The sequence below is a fragment of the Deltaproteobacteria bacterium genome (assembly GCA_016210005.1).
GTDB lineage: Bacteria > Desulfobacterota > Binatia > HRBIN30 > JACQVA1 > JACQVA1.
This window is the reverse complement of the sequence record JACQVA010000267.1, coordinates 1-20,807: the sequence shown is the minus strand read 5'-3', so window position 1 is coordinate 20,807 and position 20,807 is coordinate 1. Positions and strand designations below refer to the sequence as shown.

14 protein-coding genes are annotated in these 20,807 nt (G+C 63.4%); 3 read left to right on the top strand and 11 right to left on the bottom strand.

Going from position 1 to position 20,807, the window contains the following annotated elements:
• The 6 genes from HY699_25470 to HY699_25445 all read right to left on the bottom strand — a co-directional run.
• Positions 1–2,199 (bottom strand): carboxypeptidase regulatory-like domain-containing protein (locus HY699_25470; protein MBI4519155.1); only part of this gene is annotated, 2,199 nt, incomplete at its 3' end.
• A 296-nt stretch (positions 2,200–2,495) separates the two neighbouring features.
• The gene (locus HY699_25465; protein ID MBI4519154.1) at positions 2,496–3,071 is read right to left on the bottom strand and encodes a hypothetical protein; all 576 of its coding nucleotides are present in this window, start codon (positions 3,069–3,071) and stop codon (positions 2,496–2,498) included.
• A 189-nt stretch (positions 3,072–3,260) separates the two neighbouring features.
• Positions 3,261–4,412 carry an NUDIX domain-containing protein gene (locus HY699_25460; GenBank protein MBI4519153.1) on the bottom strand — a complete coding sequence of 384 codons (1,152 nt, stop codon included), beginning with the start codon at positions 4,410–4,412 and terminating at the stop codon, positions 3,261–3,263.
• 90 nt (positions 4,413–4,502) lie between these two features.
• Positions 4,503–5,897 carry a M6 family metalloprotease domain-containing protein gene (locus HY699_25455; protein MBI4519152.1) on the bottom strand — a complete coding sequence of 465 codons (1,395 nt, stop codon included), beginning with the start codon at positions 5,895–5,897 and terminating at the stop codon, positions 4,503–4,505.
• A 52-nt stretch (positions 5,898–5,949) separates the two neighbouring features.
• Positions 5,950–7,068, bottom strand: a complete 1,119-nt coding sequence (locus HY699_25450) for a hypothetical protein (GenBank protein MBI4519151.1) — start codon at positions 7,066–7,068, stop codon at positions 5,950–5,952.
• 210 nt (positions 7,069–7,278) lie between these two features.
• Positions 7,279–15,510 (bottom strand): VCBS repeat-containing protein, encoded by an 8,232-nt coding sequence (locus tag HY699_25445; GenBank protein MBI4519150.1) that lies wholly within the window; start codon positions 15,508–15,510, stop codon positions 7,279–7,281.
• Positions 15,511–16,045: 535 nt separating this feature from the next.
• Between HY699_25445 and HY699_25440 the strand changes: the two genes are divergently transcribed.
• On the top strand, positions 16,046–16,291 hold the full coding sequence (locus HY699_25440) for a hypothetical protein (GenBank protein MBI4519149.1): 246 nt from the start codon (positions 16,046–16,048) through the stop codon (positions 16,289–16,291).
• Positions 16,292–16,333: 42 nt separating this feature from the next.
• On the opposite strand, the gene HY699_25435 is transcribed toward HY699_25440, so the two are convergent.
• The 5 genes from HY699_25435 to HY699_25415 form a co-directional block, all read right to left on the bottom strand.
• Positions 16,334–16,723 carry a Rieske 2Fe-2S domain-containing protein gene (locus tag HY699_25435; protein ID MBI4519148.1) on the bottom strand — a complete coding sequence of 130 codons (390 nt, stop codon included), beginning with the start codon at positions 16,721–16,723 and terminating at the stop codon, positions 16,334–16,336.
• Positions 16,724–16,789: 66 nt separating this feature from the next.
• On the bottom strand, positions 16,790–17,077 hold the full coding sequence (locus HY699_25430) for a redoxin domain-containing protein (GenBank protein MBI4519147.1): 288 nt from the start codon (positions 17,075–17,077) through the stop codon (positions 16,790–16,792).
• A 39-nt stretch (positions 17,078–17,116) separates the two neighbouring features.
• Complete coding sequence (locus HY699_25425) at positions 17,117–17,251, bottom strand: redoxin domain-containing protein (protein MBI4519146.1); 135 nt, start codon at positions 17,249–17,251, stop codon at positions 17,117–17,119.
• A 4-nt stretch (positions 17,252–17,255) separates the two neighbouring features.
• Positions 17,256–18,050 carry a DUF4412 domain-containing protein gene (locus HY699_25420; protein MBI4519145.1) on the bottom strand — a complete coding sequence of 265 codons (795 nt, stop codon included), beginning with the start codon at positions 18,048–18,050 and terminating at the stop codon, positions 17,256–17,258.
• A gap of 78 nt (positions 18,051–18,128) precedes the next feature.
• A complete protein-coding gene (locus HY699_25415) occupies positions 18,129–19,004 on the bottom strand; it encodes a hypothetical protein (protein MBI4519144.1) in 876 nt (291 codons plus the stop codon).
• A 151-nt stretch (positions 19,005–19,155) separates the two neighbouring features.
• Here HY699_25415 and HY699_25410 point away from each other — a divergent pair, with 151 nt between their 5' ends.
• Positions 19,156–20,031 (top strand): polysaccharide deacetylase family protein, encoded by an 876-nt coding sequence (locus tag HY699_25410; GenBank protein ID MBI4519143.1) that lies wholly within the window; start codon positions 19,156–19,158, stop codon positions 20,029–20,031.
• Positions 20,025–20,564, top strand: a complete 540-nt coding sequence (locus tag HY699_25405) for a hypothetical protein (GenBank protein MBI4519142.1) — start codon at positions 20,025–20,027, stop codon at positions 20,562–20,564. The genes HY699_25410 and HY699_25405 overlap by 7 nt, the downstream gene beginning before the upstream one ends.
• Positions 20,565–20,807: the final 243 nt, after the last annotated feature.

Below are 20,807 nucleotides of genomic sequence, written 5' to 3'. Positions count from 1 at the left end.
GTCGTGCCAGTCCCTGCGTTGCGCTGTTCTCCCTTGCCATTCGACCATCCTCCTCTCGTCGAGATGGCCGGGGAGGTTAGTCGAACGCGACGTCAGCGCGCATGCATGCTCACCGGAAGGACACATTACGTCAAAAGCGGACGTCATTCCCAGACTCATCAGCACCGGCATCGCCTCATTGCCGGGCGTGATCTGGTACACCCGCTGCAGGACCTTCATCTGCTGTCCGGCGGCTTGAAGCTCCGCGTCGCTCAAACCGCCCTGCACGCCTGCATTCGATTTCAGAAAAGCCGACACCGGGGTTGCGCCGAGGCGGAATCCTTGTGCAGTTGCGCTTTTCAGCAGCTTGACTGTGGCGTCGTGGCCTGACGGCAGCTTGAACTTCTCGTCCGTTTCCATCAGTCGCCCGAGCACTTGCGTCGGATAACTCAGGCGGACTTTACGTGCCATGTCCTCGGCATAGGCATCGAGCCGTGCCTCGACCTTCTCGCCCGCATAGGCCGCGGGAATCGCCGCTTCCAACTGCTTGCGGTCAGCGTCCGTCAGGTTGGCCCAAGGGTCCTGAGGGATGTCCTCCTGTTTCAACACCTCTCTGAACACCTCCTTCCTCCACGCCGCAGCGGTATGGAAATCCTGCTCCGCCAGTTCGACGGGATCCTTCCCCTTGTTGAGCAGCCGCGTGGTCATGGCCTCGCTATTGCCGGCCAGAAAGGCCAACTTGCCCTGCAACTGCAGCTTGGCAATGTGCACGGCGTCCAGGCCTGCTCGGCGTGCCTCTTCCCACAACTGGGCGCCGTTGCCTCGATGCCTCAGATAGACCGGAGCGAACTTGTCCTGTGCGTCTTGCGGCAGACCCGACGACTTGAGCAGGTCCCCGTAGGTCGATCGCGAACCGGGTACCGGCGTGGCCAGTCGCGTCTTGTTGGCGAAGGTGGTGAACTTCGTCTTGAAGTCCGCGATGCCAGCGTCGTCGATCTGCACACCACCTGCGTCGCGGACCTTCTTGATCGCCATTTCAACGACGTCGGGATCAACCTGTGCGAGAAGCAGTTTGTCGGAAGGCAGACCCGCTCGCAGGAGCCCGTAGAGCGCCTCGGAAGGCAGCCCGACATCGGGATCGGCCGCCAATCGCTCGGTAATGGACGCCAGAGCGATCAGCCTTGCATCCCAACCGGTGGCGCGGTTGAGCACGGTGATATCCTGCTGTTCAGCGTTCTCCTTCGCGTCGGCCAGCTTGGTCATTTGCCCGACGGGCGGTGTGAGATCGGCTGATAGGCGGCGATACTCCGCCGCCAGCGGCTGCAGGCTACCGGGCGCCATCAGGTTCAGGCTGGCGCCGGCTTCCGGGGTCAGCTCGTTCAAGGGTTTGGACAGCAATACCTCGCTGCCATCGGCCTTGACGGCGCGAACATCGAGGCTGGCTGCCGGACCGCCGGCGTCATAGGCGAACGCGTAGCGACCGCCTACAAGCGTAGTCGTCTCGGCCAGCGCGGTAGCCTTGCCGCCGAAGTCACGCCGGTACAGGCGAAGCTTCAATTGCTCAGCCGGCAGCCCGTGCTCAAGCACGATGGTTCCCTCGATCCTCTGCTGCACGGTGGGTTTCCCCGCGATGGGCACCGCGAGGTTAATGATCTCGAGCGGGTTGGCATCACGGTCCAGCTCGAAGGATTGTAATGTGCGGCCGTTTCCGTCCACCGCGGAGACGCGCAAACGGATACTGATGACTTCCGGCGGCAGGTTGTACCGGATGGTGTAGCGGCCTTCGGCATCCGTTGTGTCCTCGCCCAATCGGATGGCGCCCTCACCCGCTTCGTGACTTGCGAGCACTCGCACCCCCTGCAGTAGCAAGCCATCCTCGCGCCGGACCTGACCTCCCACCAGACGTTGCTGATCTTGGGGTGCCGGGCGGAACGCACCCAGTTGCTCTAGTATGGCGTTGATCACGTTGGCCGTGTGCTCATCCACTCGACCGGTGGGCTCGAGGTGACGTTGCTGCTGGAACAACCTGACTAGCCTATACGTGGCTTCGCCGTAGGAGATCTCCGCACGTTCGTGTTGCAGACGCTCTCCCAACGTCTTCCGGTCGTCAGGGCTCAACTGCAAGACGCCCTTGACGACCATGAGCCGCAGACCCTCCTGCAAGTCGGCGACGGGTTCTCCTCGATCCTCCGGCTTCAGGGGATAGATGATCTTGTTCATCGTTCACACTCCTCGCGACACGTTGTCGGTTCTCACGGGTAAACTCAGCAGATAGTGCAGCCCATTCTCCTGAACGCTCTTCCTGCCGTCGCGCCAGTCGAGCAGCCATTGCGCGCGCGTCATGGTGCGCTTCCTTGTTGCCTCACTTCCGTCGTTCTTCTTGAATGCTCGGCGTGGCCGTGGCGGTCAGCCATTGGTAGACGCCCTCGTCGGCAAACGCCTTCCGAGACGTCTCGCCATGATCAACTCCGTAGTCGTCATACACATAGTTCCATCCAACACCGAGTGTTCTCTCTCTAAAGCCGAGGTTGAGCAGCCGCTTGCTTTGCCGCCCGCGCACGGGGTCCTGCCGACAGCCAGGTTGCGCACCCTGGTTTCCCAATCGGCTCCCTGGTCGGGTCTACGCCCCACAGCGCCTTCCAACTGATGTCGCTGCCCATCGCCGCAATGTCGAACACCCCGTCGCCACCGTAGCTGAAGCCCGCCAGATAGGTCGCAGTCGGATCACCTTGTTCCCGTTCGTGCATTTGTCGGACGATCTGAAGCACTGCGCCGCAATGGTTTCGCCAAACGTCACCACCGGGGTATGGCAACTGCGGGCAGACGATTATGAACTTCGCTCTCGCGATCGAACAGCTCTCGTCAGCTAGTAGTGGGCCATGCTCGCTCATGGCCCGCTCGATCTCCTTACCTTTGTCCGGGCCGCGCCCGCACTCCTTGTCCCCATGCAGGAAACACAGGACCGGATAGCGAGCACCCGCTAGCAGGCCATGACCCGGCGGAAAGGAGTAGGCAACCTTGAGTGCGAACCGATCTTCCCAAACTTGGGGCCGGTCCTTCCATCGATTATCAGCGTAGTCATTCATAGCCATTCATCCGATCTCCTTGACGGCACTTGCGGCAGATGGGCAAGCGACGCCCGTATCGTCGCGGTTCCGAGAACCCCTGCGCCATCCAAGTGCCATCAAAGCGCGCATCGCCTCGTACCGTGTACGCGGGCCCCGACTCGACGAGCGCCGCTCGCAAAGCGGCCAGCGCGCCGCGGGGCGATTGGGTTCGCTTCATACTCGCACCCGCCGTTGCTCTGCCGCCTGTAGAAGTGCGCAGTTCGCAGCCGCCTCCTGCAGAAGCTCGCGCGTCTCGACATGGCTGGCCTTTGCGACCGCTTCCTCTGGTGGCAGCCAGAGGTGTTGTCTGGTCTTCTCTTTGCGCAGGCCGCGCCCCACGGCTTGCATCAGGAAGAAACGCACCGTGACGATGGCTCCATTGACGGAGTAGGACACGTCGCGCAGTTGGCAGACGATGCGCGCCCACACGCCGGCTTCCTCGTGCACTTCGCGCACGGCGGTTTCGCGGTGCTGCTCGCCTGCTTCGACATGCCCCTTGGGCAGTACCCATTGATTGGGGTCGTCCTTGGCTTCGACCAGCAGGTACTGCGCCTTGCCCCACCGCATCCGGAAAACGACGCCACCAGCGTGCGTGGGCGCGCTCGGTGCCGCTGGCTTATCCAGGGTAACCTTGCCGTCCTTTGCCGCGAGCGTGATGACCGACCAGTAGGCTTGGTTCGTGGCCTTGTAGCGCTGCTCCATGTAGCGCCACAGCGCCAGCAGGAGCAGCCCCAGCACCACGGGGATGCCGCTGAGCGGCCACTTATCCTGCAGCGGCCAGGCGGCGAGCAGAAGCAGCAGCACGACGGCGAAGCAGCGAAAGAACTTGGAATCGGCCTCGAAGCGTTGGACGATAGCCAAGCTCTCCGGGCTTTCGACATTCAGCAGCGCCTTGCACCACTGGAAGGTGTTGATGGCGTCCTTGGCCTGCAGGGCGCCGAGGGCCTGCCGCTTGATCTTTCCGGCGCGCTCTACGGCGAGATTGCGCTCGTCCTTGAACACGTGCCAGATCAGGACGCGCGCAAACCAGGACAACAAGCGGCCACGGCGCGCGAGCTGCGAAATCTGCACATCCAGCGTGTGGCGCCTCGCCCAGTCGTAGAACTCATCCAACCGAGAGCCAACCAAGAACACCAGGTGGCCGAAGAGATAACTCGCAAACAGGAAGGCGGCCCACGCTTCCGCGCCGGCGAGCTTGGCATAGCGATCTCCAAGCACGACCGGCCCCACCTCGCCCATCAATAGATAGGTGAGCAGCGCGCCCGGCAGCAGGATGGAGAAGAAATCCATCAGGCCGATGAAGAATTTCTGGGGTTCGAAATTCACGCGCTTCTCCTCTTCACTTTCTCCACACCGGCGCCTTGCTTCGACTTGATCCCGCTTTCCCGCTGCGCCGCGTGGGTGTCGCGGTCTTTCCTAGCCTGGATTGCCGGCCGCAAACTTCACATCGAGCGTGATCTTTCCACTCGCTTGATCGAGCACGATGTTCTCCAGCGTAACGCCGGAACGCTTTCCATTGGGGAAGGAGGTGGAGATGGAACCGGTGTCCTTGAGCATCTTTCGCCGGGCCTTGCCGGGGAACGGATCGCCGCCATCGCCCTCATTCCAGTCCTTGGGTTGCTCCAGGTCGTGTTTTCCATCCGCCTGAATCAGCAGTAGGCCTGGACGGTCCGGCGCTTCCATCTCGCCCTTTTCGTCGACCCTCCAGATCAACAAGCCCTCTCCCGGCAGATTGAAATCGAACCCGCTTCGCTTCCTGTTCTCGAGGATCAGGTACTGCTTTGCGCCGTAACTGAGGCTTACGATTTTGTAGACGCGGCCGGATTTCGCGGTGTAAGGCTTCAGGGTGAGACTGCGCGACTTCGCCACCGTCGTGATCGGCACCCAGCCGTGCTGGATCTTGTGAAGTCCCGCAGGATGCGCCGGTCGGGCGCCGTCGCCGTTCCAGGAGCCGCCGGCCATCAAGTCCCACACACCCGAGCCGTCCCACTCTTGGCCGTCGTCGTCGTAATTGGGATCGTAGAAATCCTGCCACTGGAAGGCGAGATGCCCGAGCTCGTGGGCGCAGACGCCGACTTTGCAGTCATGGGGCACTGTGAGATAGATGGTCGCCGAAAGACCGTTGCCGACATCGACGGAATTCTTCAGATTCCATTTGTGTGACCAAATTTCCTTGCCGGCGACCGAAGGGTGCAACTGCTCCGCCCCGCGGCCGGCATGGATGATGAACAAGGCGGTGACGATTCCTTGGTTCAGCTTGTCCAGGTCCTGCCCAAACCCGATTCCCTTTTGCAGCGCCGCGTTCACCGCGTCCTCGGCCATCCGCTGCGCGTTGTGCGGATAAGACGCCCCTTTCATGCCTGATTCGTTGTTTGTGTAATACGAATACGGGTTAGGCATGCGGAGCCAGCCGTGCACGGACCCCACCACGTCCACCTTGCTCAGGCTGACTTCCTTGTAGAAATCCCGCATGCTGCCCGTCGGATACTTCCCGTTCGAGAACAACATGTCCTCGTAGTGTTGTGGAGGAAGAGCGCCTTGCCTGTCCGGAAAATCCACAAGGAGGACCTTGACCTGCAGTTTCCCTTTGACCGGATGCGACGGTATTTCGATCAGCTCCGGCCCGGCAGGCCCACGCCGGAACCGAGCCGCATCGTCCATACCCACGATCTCAGCCGCGGGGTCCGTAAATCCGATGGACTTCAGGTACTTCTTGAAAGACATCGTCTTCATCTTCCCGGAGCGCCGGTACTCCATGAAAAGGATTGCCATCACTTCCGGCGAGGGTGGAACACAGCGTAGCGCGAACATAACCAATCTCCTTTCTTTCCCTTCACGTCAGCAATGAGCAGCTGCCCCTGTCTCAGCGACCGAAACAACTTTTGATGCGCGCCTCGCCGCCAAAGCTATTCAGCAGTGGGGCGCTGACTCGTTCGATAGAAGCGGCGTCAAGCCGCTCGCCCTGCACGGCGGATCCGGGGAATAGGAGATAGACCACGTCGCGCCCGCCGATCCCCCGGCGTGCGCGGCGCACACCGAAGCGCATCACGAAGGGGTCGTTGCCCAGCGCCTGATGCAGGGCCACCGAACCTTCGCCGAGCTTGTTGCGCGGGCCGACGTCGCCAACCACGAAGTAGGCGAGCTTCCCATTCGAGCGGCGGTGGGCGACGCCGAAGTCGCCGAGCTTGGGCCCGAGCCTGCCGGTGGACTGCCAACCGCGCGGGATCACCGCGAACGGCACCGTGTTGGAGTCGAGCTGGGCCTGCGGGCTGCGGGGGTCCTCGTTGGGCTGGCGCAGTGCGGTGGTCGAGACGAAGTAGCCTGGTTTAGGATCCGTGTCGCCCTGGATGATAGGAACCCCGTCGGCACCGTTGGCCATGGCGAAAAAGCAGATCTTCTGCGGACCCCGAAACCCCTCGGCCTTCGCGACCCGGAACTCAGGCATGCACTCGGCTTTCCAGGTGCAATTCGGACCGACGCTGACGCCGTTGCAGATGTGGGTGATGCCGATGTCGTCCGGGTGGTAGGAATCCGGCGCGCCGTCGGTGTTGACTTGCATCTGCGAGGCGAAGGCGATGGCATCTGTCGACACGTCACGAAAGATCGTAACGGAGCCGATTTCCGCGTGGGCGAAGGTCGACTCCTGTGTCAGCGTGCACTGTGCGGCTCCGCGTGTGCCGAGGCACGCAACTGCCAGAACCAAGATGGCCCCGCTGATGCTTGGATGCCTAGATGCCGTATTCATGGTGGTCTCGCTTCCTCTTCGTGCCGCATTCAGAGCGTGACAGCCCTTGCCACTCCCGATTTCGCGGCACGCGAGCTGCGCAATCTGCGCATCCAGCGTGTAGCGTCGGGCCCGGTCGTAGAACGCGTCCAGCCAGGAGCCGAGCAGGAAGACCAGGTGGCCGAAGAGATAGCTCACGAACAGGAAGGCGGCCCAGGCTTGCGCGCCAGCGAGCGTGGTGTAGCGATCTCCCAGCACGCGGGGCCAACTCACCCATCAGCAAATAGGTGAGCAGCGCGCCCGGTAGCAGGATGGAGAGGAAAGCCATCGTGCTGATAAGGGGTTCTTGGGGCTCAAAGTTCATCAAGTTCCTTCGTTCGTGGATACTCTCGTCTTAACGACTCAACCGCGTCTTGGGCTCATGGTCTTGGGCTCATGTAGGTGGTCTCCTTGCTGCTCACTGTAAGCCTAAAAGCTGCCCCCAACATTGATCATAAGCGTCTTCGATTGTGGATCTGGGCCCGGCGTAAACGTCGGGTATATGAAGAAGGGAGGGGCAGAAGGTCCTTTCCCTCCTGGACTTCCGTATAGCCGAATATGCGCAGCCCCCCAATCGGAGCTCGATGCAGTATTCTTGTGGACCCAGCGCCCTCCCCATGGGCTAGTCCGGTCGGGGACGACCCGCCTTGCGCCTTTGGCTTGTTCTATTGCCATAGTCGTACCTTGGCGGGACGCGCTTCCCTTAGGCGCCGTCAAATCGGCATCGTGAAATCTGACCGTGGTCTTAACGTTGCCGCTAGCACCGGGTACGGAAGACTGTGCTTCAGTATGTATCTTGACCATCTGTCCAGACTTCCCATACGGGCTAGTCTCAATGGGTCTCAGTCCTTCGGCAGGTATCCGGACCATGATGTCACTGTCCATTGGCCCTTCTACGGCCCTGCTGATTTCTCCTTCGGTTAAACCTCTAAATGCCTCTGTTCTGTTTGCATTTGGTGCTCGCGCAATCCGTGCCGGGAATATCAGAGATGCCGCAGTATTCAGGGTTGCCGAAGCAGTCTGAGACGGATCGACGTAGTCCAAGCCAACGTTGGCAGCCTTGAGCCCCACATATGTGTAAGCCATCCCCTTGACGGTGGCGGCCGCACCGAACTTCGCGACTGCAACCGGAACCGCTGCAACAGCGATACCAGTTTGCAGCGCAACACCCGCAGCACCTCCATAGTTATAGGCTGCACTGCTTTTATCGACTACTGTGTTTGTTCCCATTGCCTCCCTTGCTTTGTCAGTGAGACCAAATGAGAGCACGTCGCCGAACCCGGCAGACGCATTCGCAGCAGCCTGTATATTCTCGGTACCGACAACATCATCAACCCACAAGGCAAAGCGTTGGCCCCACGACAACTTGCTTCTCCAGCTATCCTCGCCATTGGGATCGAAAAGCACTACCGGGTTGCTTCGGACGAACTGAAAAAGGTCGATTCCGTCCTCGAGATTACTAGGATCGGTTGAGATCCACCGCCCAATCCAGGCAGCGGTGTAGCGCGAACCGTAGTAATACAACCCGCTCTCCTCATCCCGCTCTTTCCCCGTATATCGATAGCGCTTCGGCGTCTCGGTCTGGCTGCGCACGGCCTGGTAGGAGGTGCTGCCGTAAGGGGTGTACTCCTCGTAGGAAATGATCTGCGCATGGTCATCCAGCTCCAGGCTGGCCGAGCCGAGGTGGTTGCCGAACTGGTAGCGGGTCAGTTGACGGGGCGCTTGGTCGCTGCTCAGCGTATCGAGCGTGCGCGTCTCCACCAGGGCGATGCGCTGCTTGTCGTCCATCACATGCAGCGTCTCGCGCTCCAGCGTGGCAGTGTTGGCGCCGATGGGACCACCGTGTTTGCGGAAGATCTCGAAACCGCCGAGGTAGATGCGTTCTTCGGTGAGGCCGGGCGACTTCTCCCACACCTTGCGCACGCGCTGGCCCGAAGCGTCGTAGACGTACCAGGCCGTGCCGCCGCCACGCAGGTCGGTCTGGCGCAACTGGTCCTTGTAGTCCCAGTGCATGTTCGCCCCGGGCAACCCGCCGCCCAGGTGCGGCATTCGCACCATGTTGCCGTGGGCGTCGTGCTGGTAGGTCTCGGGGGCGGAAGAGACCCAATTGCCGACCTGCGTACTGGTAAGTCGGTTGCTCTGCTTGCCCCCTTCGATCAGGCTGGTCTCGCTGTAGGTGTAGCGACGCGTCCAGCCTGGATGCGCCGGGTCGCTGCCGCGGTGCTGCATCTGCAGGAAGTTGCCGACGGCGTCGTACACATAGCGCTCGATGTACGTGCCCATGACGCTGCCGTCACCGGGATGGTCGAGCCGGGTGTGGAAGAGGTTCAAGGCATCGGGCGCGGTCGGCGCATTGCGCGTGCCATTGGTCTGTTGGCCCAGGTGTTCGCGGCCGCTGGCCTGGATCAGCCGGTAGAGGGCATCGTAGGTGTAGTCATTGCTCGGCTCGACACGCTTGTTGCGGAAGTAGATGGTCTGCTGCGCGTCGTCCTGGATGTGGGTGATGTTGCCGGCGGGGTCGTAGGTGTAGTGCAGATCCTGGACAATACACGCCGACGTGGCGAGACGATGGCACAATGCCGGTGGATCTTCGCAGGTCCGGGGGTTCAAGGCCGGGATGCAATCTGGTGCGCCCTTGTTACCGCGCGCTGTTAGCAGCCGGATCAGCCGGAAGGTCAGCGGGTCGTAGTCATAGAATGTGCTGGCGCCGTTCTTGTAGTCGATGCGCAGGCGCTGGCCCTTGGCGTCGTAGTCGATGTTGGCGACGCCGACCGGCGATGCCACCTCGTTGTTGGGGTCGAGGAGCGCGGTAGGCTCGGCCGCGCGTTCCAGCCACACGTCCACCCGCTCTAGCAGGTTGGCCTCATTGAACACGGGCTGGATGACGTTGCGTTTGGCGCGGGGCAGGCTGCTGTGCGGCGCGATGGACTGGATGGGGCGATTGAGCGCGTCGTAGCGGGTGCTGCCCTCGAAGCTTTCCTCATCGAGCTTGGGATTGAGCAGCCAGTCGGGGATGGCCGTGTAGTCGCTTGCGAGGCGGCGCGTGCTACGCAGCAAGTTGCCTTTGAAGTCGTAAGCTTCGAGCGGGTTGCCGTTGGCGTCGAGGCGCGCGTTGGTGGCCACACCAGCGGAATCGAAGTGCCGATAGATGCGGGTGCGCAGGTTGAGACGTTGCGCCCGGTCCTCGTCAGCCGGGCTCGCATTGGCCGGGGGCTCGCCGTACTCGATCTTGTCGACCAGACGGTCGCGGCCTAGTGTGCGCGGATCGGAGTTTGGCTTCAGCGGATCGGAGTCGCTGAACGTCCCCCGCACGTACTGTTCAATCGGGCGGCGCAATGCGTCGTAGGTGGTTACGAAGTTATGGCCGCGGCTGTCCCAGGCGCGGATGGGCTTGCCGGCCACGTCGTTCAGCATCCAGCGCGCGCCCGCCTCCATGCTGAGCTGGTGGATGCGGTTGCCGAGCATGTCGTAGGCGTAGCGCATGACGATGCGCTGCTCGATTGCACCGGTCGGCAGATAGTTGACGGGCAGTCGGCGTTCGTCGCGCACGGCGCGCTGGTTGCCTTCGATGTCGAGCTCCACGCGGGTGGCGCAGCTGTCTTCGGTGCCGTCAAGGTCGTGGCCGGGGCAGACGATGCGATTGCGCGCCACGGTCAGGAAGGGGCGGCCCAGGGCATCGAAGTGGGCGGTGGTCGGCGTGTCGGCATGCGCGGCGGCGCGCAGGGCTGCGTCGCGCTCGTGAGTTCCCATGGCGCCGCCGACGCGTTGCGCGTGCCAGGTCTGCCAGGTTGCGGGCTGCGTCTTGAAGTACTCGGCCACGTAGCCATGGATGTCGGGATCGGTGCGCGGGTCGCCGGTCTGGGCGTTACGGGCGGCGCAGGTGTCGTTGACGTCGTAGGTGGTCTGCTGCCAGGGGTCGAAGACGACCTTCTCGTAAGTGTGGTTCGGGTGAAGCGTGGCGATGACACGATCGGCCGGGTCGTAGAACAGCACCGGACTGACGCCATGGATGGCGGCAAACTTGAAGGCGTGGGTATCGTCGAAGAAGGGCTCGTACTGGCGGACCGGCTTGCCCTTGTTGTTGAAGATGGTCCAGCCGCTGCCGACCCAGCGCGGGTTGATCACGGGACCGCCATCGACCAACGGGCCCGGCTCAGCCTGGATCTTCTTCTGGATCTCGCGGCCAAAGCCATCGGAGTAGGAAAAGCTGATCTGCAGCTTGCTCTTCTCGTGTGGCTGCAGATCGCTCTCGTGCGTTTCGCGTGCAATGGTTGCCGCGAGCGGCGGTTCGCCCAAACGCATGTAGCGCGTCAGGTCATAGACGATGCGCGTCGTGGCCTTGGCGAGGAGGTCGTGCGCGGCCTGCGTCGGCAGGCTGAACTTCGGGTCGGCCGATGCCTCCCGGGGCGTCGCGATGAATGCGTCTAACTGATCTTCGGGCGGGTCGGGCTGGAAGGTGGCATCGAGGCTGTCGCCGAGTCGCGGATTATCCGTCGGCTTGCCCATCACGGCGATGCCCACCACCATGCCGAGCGTGTCGAAGGCCACCTCGGTCCGGTTGTGGTTCGGGTCACTAACGAGGCGCGGCTGCAGGACGCGGTAGTCGTTGGCGTTCACCGTCACCCGGTTGCCGAGTGCGTCACGGGTTTCCGTCATCAGCAGGTCGTTGGCGTCAAAGTCAACGAAAGCGTCCTGACCGAAGGGGTCGCGGTAGCGTCGCGGCAAGAAGAAACGCTGCCGCGCCTGTGCCAGTTCAGTGGCTGCAGCATCGAGCGGGTTGGTGGTGAAGAACGACTGCCCCGACGGGATCCACCAATGATCATCGGCATCGGTCGCGGGGAAGCGCCCGTCGGCTTTCATTGTCTGGCTTCGCAGATAGCCACCCCGGTTCCCGGCCTGTCCGCCGAGCACGGCTGCCGGGTCGGGCAGCAGGGGCTCGGCGGGCTGACCCGCACGGAAACGCTGGAAGACCTGTGTTAGCAACCCGGGCGTGAAGGCGAGCTTGTAGCTTTCACCGGGCAGGGCGAGTGAGTGCAACTCACCGAGCGGCAACAGTCCGTTCAGGTTGTCACGCCGGTAAAGCGTCCGCAGCCACTCGATGGGGCGGCGGCGCTGGTTGCCGGTGGCTGTGGCCTCATAGGCGACTTCGGGGGCGGTGAACTTGTGACGCAGGCGTCCGGGAACGGCGGGGTCGGGTTCGACCAGGTCTGAGGCCTGGAAACGGCCAGCCGCCCCGGTGGGCGTGTAGCCCGTCAGCTCGAAGGTGATCGCTTCGCAGGGCAAGGGATTACGATGCGTGTCGGGCGACTCGATGGCGTTGGTGACACGGTTTTCGGTGTAGGTGAGCAGCGGGGTTGTTTGCTTCGCTTGATCAGTGGCATCGAGCCCGGTCAGACCTGGGTTCGGCACCTGCTGCACGTTTCCCTGGTCGTCGACAACACGGATCTGCTTGCGCCGCCCATAGCCAACGGCCGCCTGCTTGAGCACGTTGCCAAAAGCATCGACCTCCAGCGTCAGCGCGTGCTGAATGCGCGGGTCGGCGGGGCTGCGCTCGTAGTGGTAGCTGATCGCCTCGCGCGCATGGGTGAAGAAGACAGCGTGCCGGTTGGCGCCCCGCGGCTGCACGGTGCGGATGGTGAAGTTCTGCTCGGTGACGGTGTAGGGCGTGCGGGCGCGTTCGATCTGCTCGGCCGTGGCGTTGGGACCGGCGTCATCGGCATACACTTCCTGGCGCAGCATCGAACCCTTGAGGGCACGGCAGGCTTCGCGCTCCTCTTCGATGCTCAGGCCGCCGGGGAGAATTGTGTCCGGCAATAGCAGGGCTTTGGCTTCTGGGTCACTCAGGCCAGGCTCGCGCAAGTACTCGCCTCGGTCGGCGGCGTTCAGCAGGCCGGCGAAGTAGTCGGAGACGTGATCGCGGCCGAGGTAGAGGCCCGTGTGGAACCAGGTCTTGGTGTGCACCGGCGGTACGTGGGAGGATACCTCGACGTTGGTGGCTTCCCCCTCACCCCAGCCCTCTCCCCCAATGGGGGCGAGGGAGGTGAATTGTTCGGTGTCCCACTGCTCGACCATGCCGAAGCCGCGGAACTCGCGCTCCTCACCGTCGAAGTAGCCGTGGTGGTAGGCGTAGCGGGTCACGAAGCGGTTCCGGCTGATGTAATCGTAGGTCGTGACCTTCTCCACCACGTGCACGGGGAACGGCAGACGCGTGATCCACGGCTTGCCGTCGTACTTGTCCTGCAGATAGAACTTCGTGGACGGGGCGTAGTCGACGCGGGTTTCGGCGCCGAGGTTGTTGATTGTCTTGACCAGTAGATGCGGCTTATGGCCGCCCATCAGGTTGACGTAGCGCATCGGCCGCCGTGCATCGCCGGGCAGGGGCGATGACCAGACCAGGCAGGCGGTGCCGTTCCCGAGCAGGTCCACCGGCACGATGCTCGCCAGCTCGTCGATGTGCGGGAACACCTTCAGCGGATGCGGCTTGCTCCAACTGTTGCCCGACTGGTTGAAGTACAGGCGCACGCCGTCACGGTGCAGATAGATGATGTCGGTGGTGCCGCTGCCGTCGATGTCGGCCAAACGAATGCGTGTCTGGTGGAACTGGTCCGGGTGGTCGAAGGTCGGCGCGTTGTCCATCGTGACCTTGGCGCCGAAGCGGCCATAACCCAGGTTGGGCCAGTAGCAGACCTCACCGTTGCGGATGCGGACGATATCCGTAAGACCGTCACCGCTGAGGTCGGCCAGGTAAATCGATTGCGTGCCGTCGGCGAAGACGATGCGTGGACCTCGCTCTTCGTCGAGCGCCTGCGCGACGCGGCGCGCCGGGCCGAAACCGGCCTCGGCCAGCGAGGCGTGCCAGACAAAGGCGTCGTCTTCGGTGATCAGCACGTCTGCGTGGCCGTCACCGTCCAGGTCCACGAACTTCAGATTCGGGTCGCGTGTGCCGCGGTTCAGTCGTGAAGTAAACGGGCGGAAGGGCTGCCAGCCTTCGGCCTCGTCGTGCTCGTACAGGCCAGGGGTTGGGCCTTCCATGACCACCACATCCGGCTGGCCGTCGCCAGCCAGATCCATAAATTCTGCGCCCCCGGTCAAAGCGACATTGGGTTTGCTGGCGATGATTTCGAGCGGAGCGAACCGCGCCTTCACCAGCTCCCGACTGTCAGCCAACTCTTCCGGGATGGGGCTGACGTTACGCTTGTAGAACCACGCACCCGCCTGCTCGGTCAGGATGCCGGGGATGCCTTCGCCATGCAGGTCCGTCCAGCGGTAGGCGCTGCCATCCGAACCGATGGGAAGGTTTTCGAGGCTCGCGAGGTCCACTTGTTCTACGGGCTCCTGCACGAGCGGCGCGGTGTACTCGAATTCAACCGGCGGGAGGCTGCGCGAGTTGTAGCCGCCGTTGTTGCGGCGGTAACCGGTCTGCGTGACCCTGCGCAGGAAGGTGTAGACCGGATTGCTGACGTCGGTGGGGTCCACTTCATCCGAGTACGTGAAGTCCGTAGAGCGCACGAGGCAATCCCGCCCCACGCCTGTCTCACCCGGGAAGTGATGGAACGTCAGCGCGCGCTGACACAGGCGCGTGGTGCGGACCTCGAAGCCCGAACGATAAGAAGAGAACGGGTCCAGCCGGTAACCCCATACGCCGGCGTCGTTCGGCTTGGGGGCAGCTCCGTCATGTTCGCCGTAGTCGAACACCACCTCGAACATCCAACCTGCATTGGCGATTTGTGTGTCGACCTGCGCCTTGTCCAAGAAGCGGGGACGACACCCGGCGTTGTCGAGCAATGGCGTGCGGTTGCCGTAACGGATGCGTTTGAGGTAGCGGTTGGCGGTGCGGCGGGCGTCGTTCTGCTGCCCGCGGTTGCGCTCATGGGCCTGGCCGAGCTTGACGCCCGATCCGTCTTCCGCCTTGTAGCGGTAGAGTACCGCGTTGCCTTTGTCGTCGCGCGTTTCGCAGATCAGCCAACTGAAAATGCAGCTCGCGTCCAGCGGATCGGCGATGCGTGAGTTCGCGTCGAACCCGTAGAGGGTGAGAATGTTGTCCTTGGAGATCGAACGCCAGTGGACGTTTGCCGGCTCGCCGATCTTGGTCCAGCGCTCGATGCGCGCGAAGAGCCCCTCGATTCGCGGCCGATAGCGTCGGACCCGGTAGCCGTCGAGTTCATCTTCATGGATGACTAAGCCGCCCACCTGGTCGCGCACCCAGAAGCCGTCGCCGTCGCGCTGGTATCCGGGATGGCCGGCAACCCAGGTTCCGTCAGGGTCCTGCCGATACACCGGTACCAGGTCTTCGGCCCCGGAGAGGATGTAGACGTCGGACTCCTCCGCGTCGCGATACTGCGGCAGCCCCTTGTCCGTCTTCCGAGTGATGGCAGGAAGGGAAAGGCTCCAGCCGAAGCCGAACGGCCCATTCCCAGCTCCGGAGTCATAGGACAGGGAGAGCTGCGGGCCAAACCCAGAACGTCCGGGGCTGGTGGCGATGGGTACGGTCATCGACCCGGTGCCGGTGACCGGGTTGGCGGCGACCTTCTCCCCGATGCCGCGGATCGCCCCGCCGCCCTTGGGCAGGGAGATGGAAGGCGGCGACACCGGCTCGGGGCCGCTTCCGGTCCGCGATTCGCCGCGTTCATTCTTCGCGCGCTGGCCGTCAGGATCGAGCATCTGTCGGTTCACTGCCAACAACTCCCCTGGCGCGTTACCCACCCCGCTGCCTGCGAAAAAGCCGCAGCGTCGCGGTAAGAACGCGCTTCCCGGCCAATGAAAACCGTTGCTCTACACCACCCGCCGGGTCGCGGAGATTGTTGCCGTCCGATCCACTCGCAAGCGGGCAATTGCCGCGGTGTCTACTGCCGCTAGTTTTGCATTTCAAGAGAACAAATGGCGAAAGGTCTTAAGACCTCCAGCGGCGACCGCGGTCAGGGAAACCAGCCAAAGATATTGGCAGACACGCTATTAAGTAACATGTTTCGCCCAACCTCCAATCTTCGCGACGAAACGAGGCAAACCGGCCGCCCATCCCGCTGTGCGCTGCCGGCGAAGCGTGCTCGCCCGGCAGGCACCGCGCATCCGATCGCTGACCCATCGCCGCCGCCGCGTGCTTGACCTTGATAGGGGGGCGGCCCTGGTGTAGCGTCGCTGCGGTGGCTGCGCCGTTGCGTGCGTGCGGCACGGCCAGCCGAGCGAGGTACACAGCCGTATGGCCAAGCAGCAGAATTCCCCCAAACCCAAAGTCACGATCATCCCCGGTAAAGGGGTCGCGCAGACCATCAACTATCTGCTCGAAGACCGTGACGAGCTGGAGTGGCTGGTTGCCGTCGGACGCAACAAGAACGGCGAGATCTTCTTCTACGATACCGGCGGCGACATCGTGGAAGATCTCGGCACGCTCGAATACCTCAAGGAGCGCATTCTGCGCGCACACTTCGGCGAGGAGCCGGAGTAACAGCTGTCAGCAGTTGCCGGTCGCAAACTGAAGCCGGCGGGCTCATGCCCCCGGCCGCCCGCGCACGTCCTCGGGTACCGCCTCGGCTGGGCAGGTGGCGCGCACTTCGTCCCCAACCACCTCCAGCGGTACACGGATGAGGAACTTACCGCACGCTGGACCGATAACGCACTCGCCCGTGTCGGGGTTGTAGCAGGCGCCGTGGGTGGCGCATTGAATGTGGCGGCCATCCTCGCTGAGGAAGCGATTCTCGATCCAGTCCATCGTCATCGGCACGTGCCGGCACCGGTTGACCCAGGCGTGCAGCGTGCCGTTGTGGTTGATCACGAAGCACTCGATTTCGTAGCCTTGGTTGGGAAGAACGAACTTCTTAGTCTGTCCCGGCGCCAACTCGCCGCGGACCATGACCGTGACGGGCGTGGCGTCATTCATAGCCGCGTCAGCCTAGCATTCGGCCGGCACCGATTGAACCGGCAGCGCCGGCAGACCACCAGCATCTCATGATCGCGCCAGCTGGCGCAGGACGTTGGTCGCCTCGGCAATGTGGTGGTCGATGTTTAGTTCGCTGCGGATGACGGCGCGAATGATTCCCTGCTTGTCGATGACGAAGGTGACACGCTTGGCCAGCAGCCACCCGCCCAGTCGCAGCACGCCGAAGGCCCGCCCGATCTCCTGGCCGGAGTCGCCGATCATGGGGAAGGGCACCCGCTCGGCCTGCGCGAACGCCGCTTGTTTGCCCGGGGGATCGAGGCTCACGCCGATGACCTCGGCGCCCAGCTCGGCCAGCTCCGCGTAGTGATCGCGAAAGCCCCGAGCCTCGCGAGTTCATCCGGGAGTGAAGGCCTTGGGGAAGAAGTACAGCACAACGTGGCGCTGGCCGCGGAAGTCTTGCAGTCGCACGCTGCGGCCATCGGGCCAGGTGACGCCGAAGTCGGGCGCGCGGTCGCCGGCGGCAAGCATGGCGTTACCGGCCCACAGGCGGCCCGAACACTTCAGCGAGCGGCACCTTCTTCGCCGTGCTCGGCAGCTCGAAGTCGCTACTGGGCACATCGGCGCGACTCACGCTGCGAACTTCCAACGAGTGGCTGCCCGCGATGTGGTGGGTAATCGTCTTCAGCGCCAAACCCGACTTGGCGAATTCGAGATACTCCGGGCTGAGGTACAAGGCGTTGAAATCCTGGGCCGACGCCCCACGCATGCCCGTGCTGAGCTTGGCTCGGCATGCCGCGTATGACTTCGGGTCGAGATCGTCGTTGAGGTTGATGGCGGTCGTCAGCCACACCTCTTGGAACAATTTGCCGTTGCTCTCGATCAGGTACTTCTGCGTATCGTAACCCGCGATCTTTTCCTGCTCTTCGGTCTTGCGGATCACAATCTTGGGCAAGGTGGCTTCGTCGATCTTCGGCGGCGGATCGGCCTTGACCTCCCGATCGGCGCTGAGCAGTTTGCGCGGGTTGTGGGCGGAGGGTTGCGAGTACAACTCGCCGACGTACTCATCGATGGTGCCGGACCAATAGGTGTTGCGCTCCGGCACCAAGAGGCCGAAGCGCCCCTTGACGCAGTCCTGCACTGTGATTGCGCTCGGCTGCGTCAGCCGAATGCGGCCTTGGGACACGCGCATGGAGGCCGGCTCGGCCGGGCTCGCCACGCCTTTGGCGTTGCTGGCAACGCTGACTTGTTCGATGACCCAGCCCGCTTGCGCGACCGAGGTTCCCGCCAACCATACCGACCCGATCATCAGGGCGTGCTTCAACTGCATGCGCGCTACTCCTCCTTTGTCAGTGCGGCCCGAGTGTAGTGACCGATTCCAGGCAAGTCAATTTCGCTGGGTCAGCTTCTAATCACGCAAGGCGCTGGCGCTGCCCACCACCGTCTTGGTGCCGTCGGCCTTCTCGCACCAGACGTCGAGGTGGAGCCGTGTCTTGGACCCTTCCGCCACCTGTTCGCGGATTTGGCCTCGCGCGGTGACGGTTTCTTCCGCCCACACCACGTTGACCAGGTTCACATTCAGCTTGCCCCCCAGGAACCAGCCGGCACCGAAGGCGCGGGTCATGATCTCGGCGATGAAGCAGATCGACATCATGCCTTGCACGACGATGTCGGGGAAGCCCAACATCCGCGCCATGTCGCGATCGGTGTGATAGTTCTTCTCGGGACCCGAAAACGCCTGGCACATGGCGATGGTGATCGGCCGGCTGATCGAGGGGATAGCCTCGGCCGCGGTGCCGCCGACCTCGAAGCGGCGGTCGGCGCGCTTTTCCCGCTCCTTGTCAACCACCGCCCCAGCTTGCGGGTCGGCTACCTCGGCCAAGAAACTCTGGTGCGTGCGGCTGCGCTGGAGCCAGCGGCCGGCGCTGTCGGTGATCAGCACCTCGTTGACGATGTAATCACGGTTGCGCTTGCGGTAGCGCTCAACCACGGTGGCGCGGGTACTGACCGGGCTGCCCACCGGCATCGGGGCAAACAGCTCCCACTCCTGTTTGGCATGCAGGTTGCCGACGAGGTTGGGCAGGTACCAGCTGAGGTCGCGGTAAACCTCCGAATGCAGCAACAACGCCGGCGCCACCGCGCTGCCAAACGGCGAGTCGCCGTGATACCACGGGTGGCGATCGCCGGTGCCGGCTTCGTAAGTATCAATCAGTGCCGGGGTGATTCGGCACTCGCGGCCGCCGATGTCTTTGCCGACATATACCTCGTAATGGTCGAACTGCATGCCGCCTCCCAGGTCGCGGCTGCGACCATAGAGGGCAGAGGACTGAGGGTCAATCCGGTCCAGGCCCGGCGACACACCGCCCACCGCGAGCGACGCGCCGCCGCGCGGATTTGCCGTTCGCCGCAAAGATGGTATGGGGCGCGAGCGCACCATGTCGACACGTCCACTGACAGATCTGCTGGGCTACCCCGCCGGCGCGCGGCTGCTGATCATCAACGCCGATGATTTCGGCATGTGTCAGGCCGAGAACGCGGCCACCATCGCCGGGCTCAGGCAGGGGGCCTTCTCCTCGACTACGGTGATGGTGCCGTGCCCGTGGTTCAACGAGGCCGTCGAGTTGGCGCGGCAGCAACCGGGTGTAGGCGTCGGCGTGCACGTCACCCATACCAGCGAATGGGAGCGCTATAAATGGGGCCCGGTGTTAGGCCGGTCGGCGGTGCCGTCGATGATTGACAGCCGTGGCCACTTCTACCGGCAGACGGAAGTGCTCTACGAGCACGCCCGGCTCGACGAGGTGGAACGCGAGACGCGAGCGCAAATCGAGACGGCGCTGGCAGCGGGAATCGACGTCACCCATCTCGACTCGCACATGGGCACGCTCCAGCTCGCGCCCGATTACCATGCGCTCTACGTCCGGCTCGCTGCCGAATACCGGCTGCCGATCCGTATGGCACGACGCGACTGGCTGATGGAGATGGGTTTCGGCCAGGTTGTCGCCCAGGCCGATCGCCTCGGCGTCCTGCGGCCGGATCACTTCTACGTCGCCGGGCCGCCAGCGCCGGAGGAAACCCCGCAGTACTGGACCGCTCTCCTGCGCCAGCTGCGCCCGGGGGTGAGCGAGATTTACGTGCACGCGGCGCTCGATACCCCTGAGCTGCGCGCCATGACTGATTCGTGGCGACAACGCCGTGCTGACTTCGACTTCTTCACCGCTCCAGACACTGCCGCGCTGTTGGCCGAGTTGGGCATCACACTGATCAGCTACCGCGCGCTACGCCAGGCGCAGCGCCGCTTGACCCCATGCTGAATGCGCTGCTGGCCACACTGCTGGTATTAGCGGGCATCGGCCTTCTGCTGTACCTGGTCGGCCTGCTCTTCAACGCCGCGCGCCCGCCTCTCGATGGCCTGATCTCGCGGCGTTGGGAGCACTGGCTGGTGGCGCGCAGTCTCGCCCGCGCCCGGCGCGGCGACAGTTTGCGCGAGCGCGGCGACCTCGAGGGCGCGCTGCGGGAATTCCAGGCCGCCTTCTTCCTCCATCCGGTCCATGATCGCACGCTGGCCGCGACGGTGGCGAACCACCACACCGGCTTGCTCAGCCGCTTGATCGCCATCACCGAAGAAGTGCAGGGCGGGACGGTGCGGCTGTTCGCACTCGGCAAAGTCGACCGCTTGTTGAACGAGCGCAGTGAGCTGCAGCGCCGCTACTTCGCCGATCGCGCCCGCGCGCGCCGCCACCAGTTGGAGCGCCAACTGCACGAAAACCGCCGCGAGCTGCAGGCCGCGCTGAGCCAGCTGGTCGGCGAAATCACCGCCGCGCGCCATCCGACACGATTACATTGAGCGTGGGTGTGCGACAAATCTGTGGGTAACGTGCAGCCGACCGGGCAAATCCTCACCAGTCTGACAGTACTGTGTACTGTCAGGCTGAGGCCCATGGCCGAAAGGGACGCAATTTGTCATTCCCGCGAAAGCGGGAATCCACGGCACCGGCTCGCTACGACCAGCCAGCGCCCCTGCGGCGTTCACACGGCAATCTCCCCGCTCATCAGCCGCGGCAGCAGCAAGTCGCGGGCGGCGCGGCTG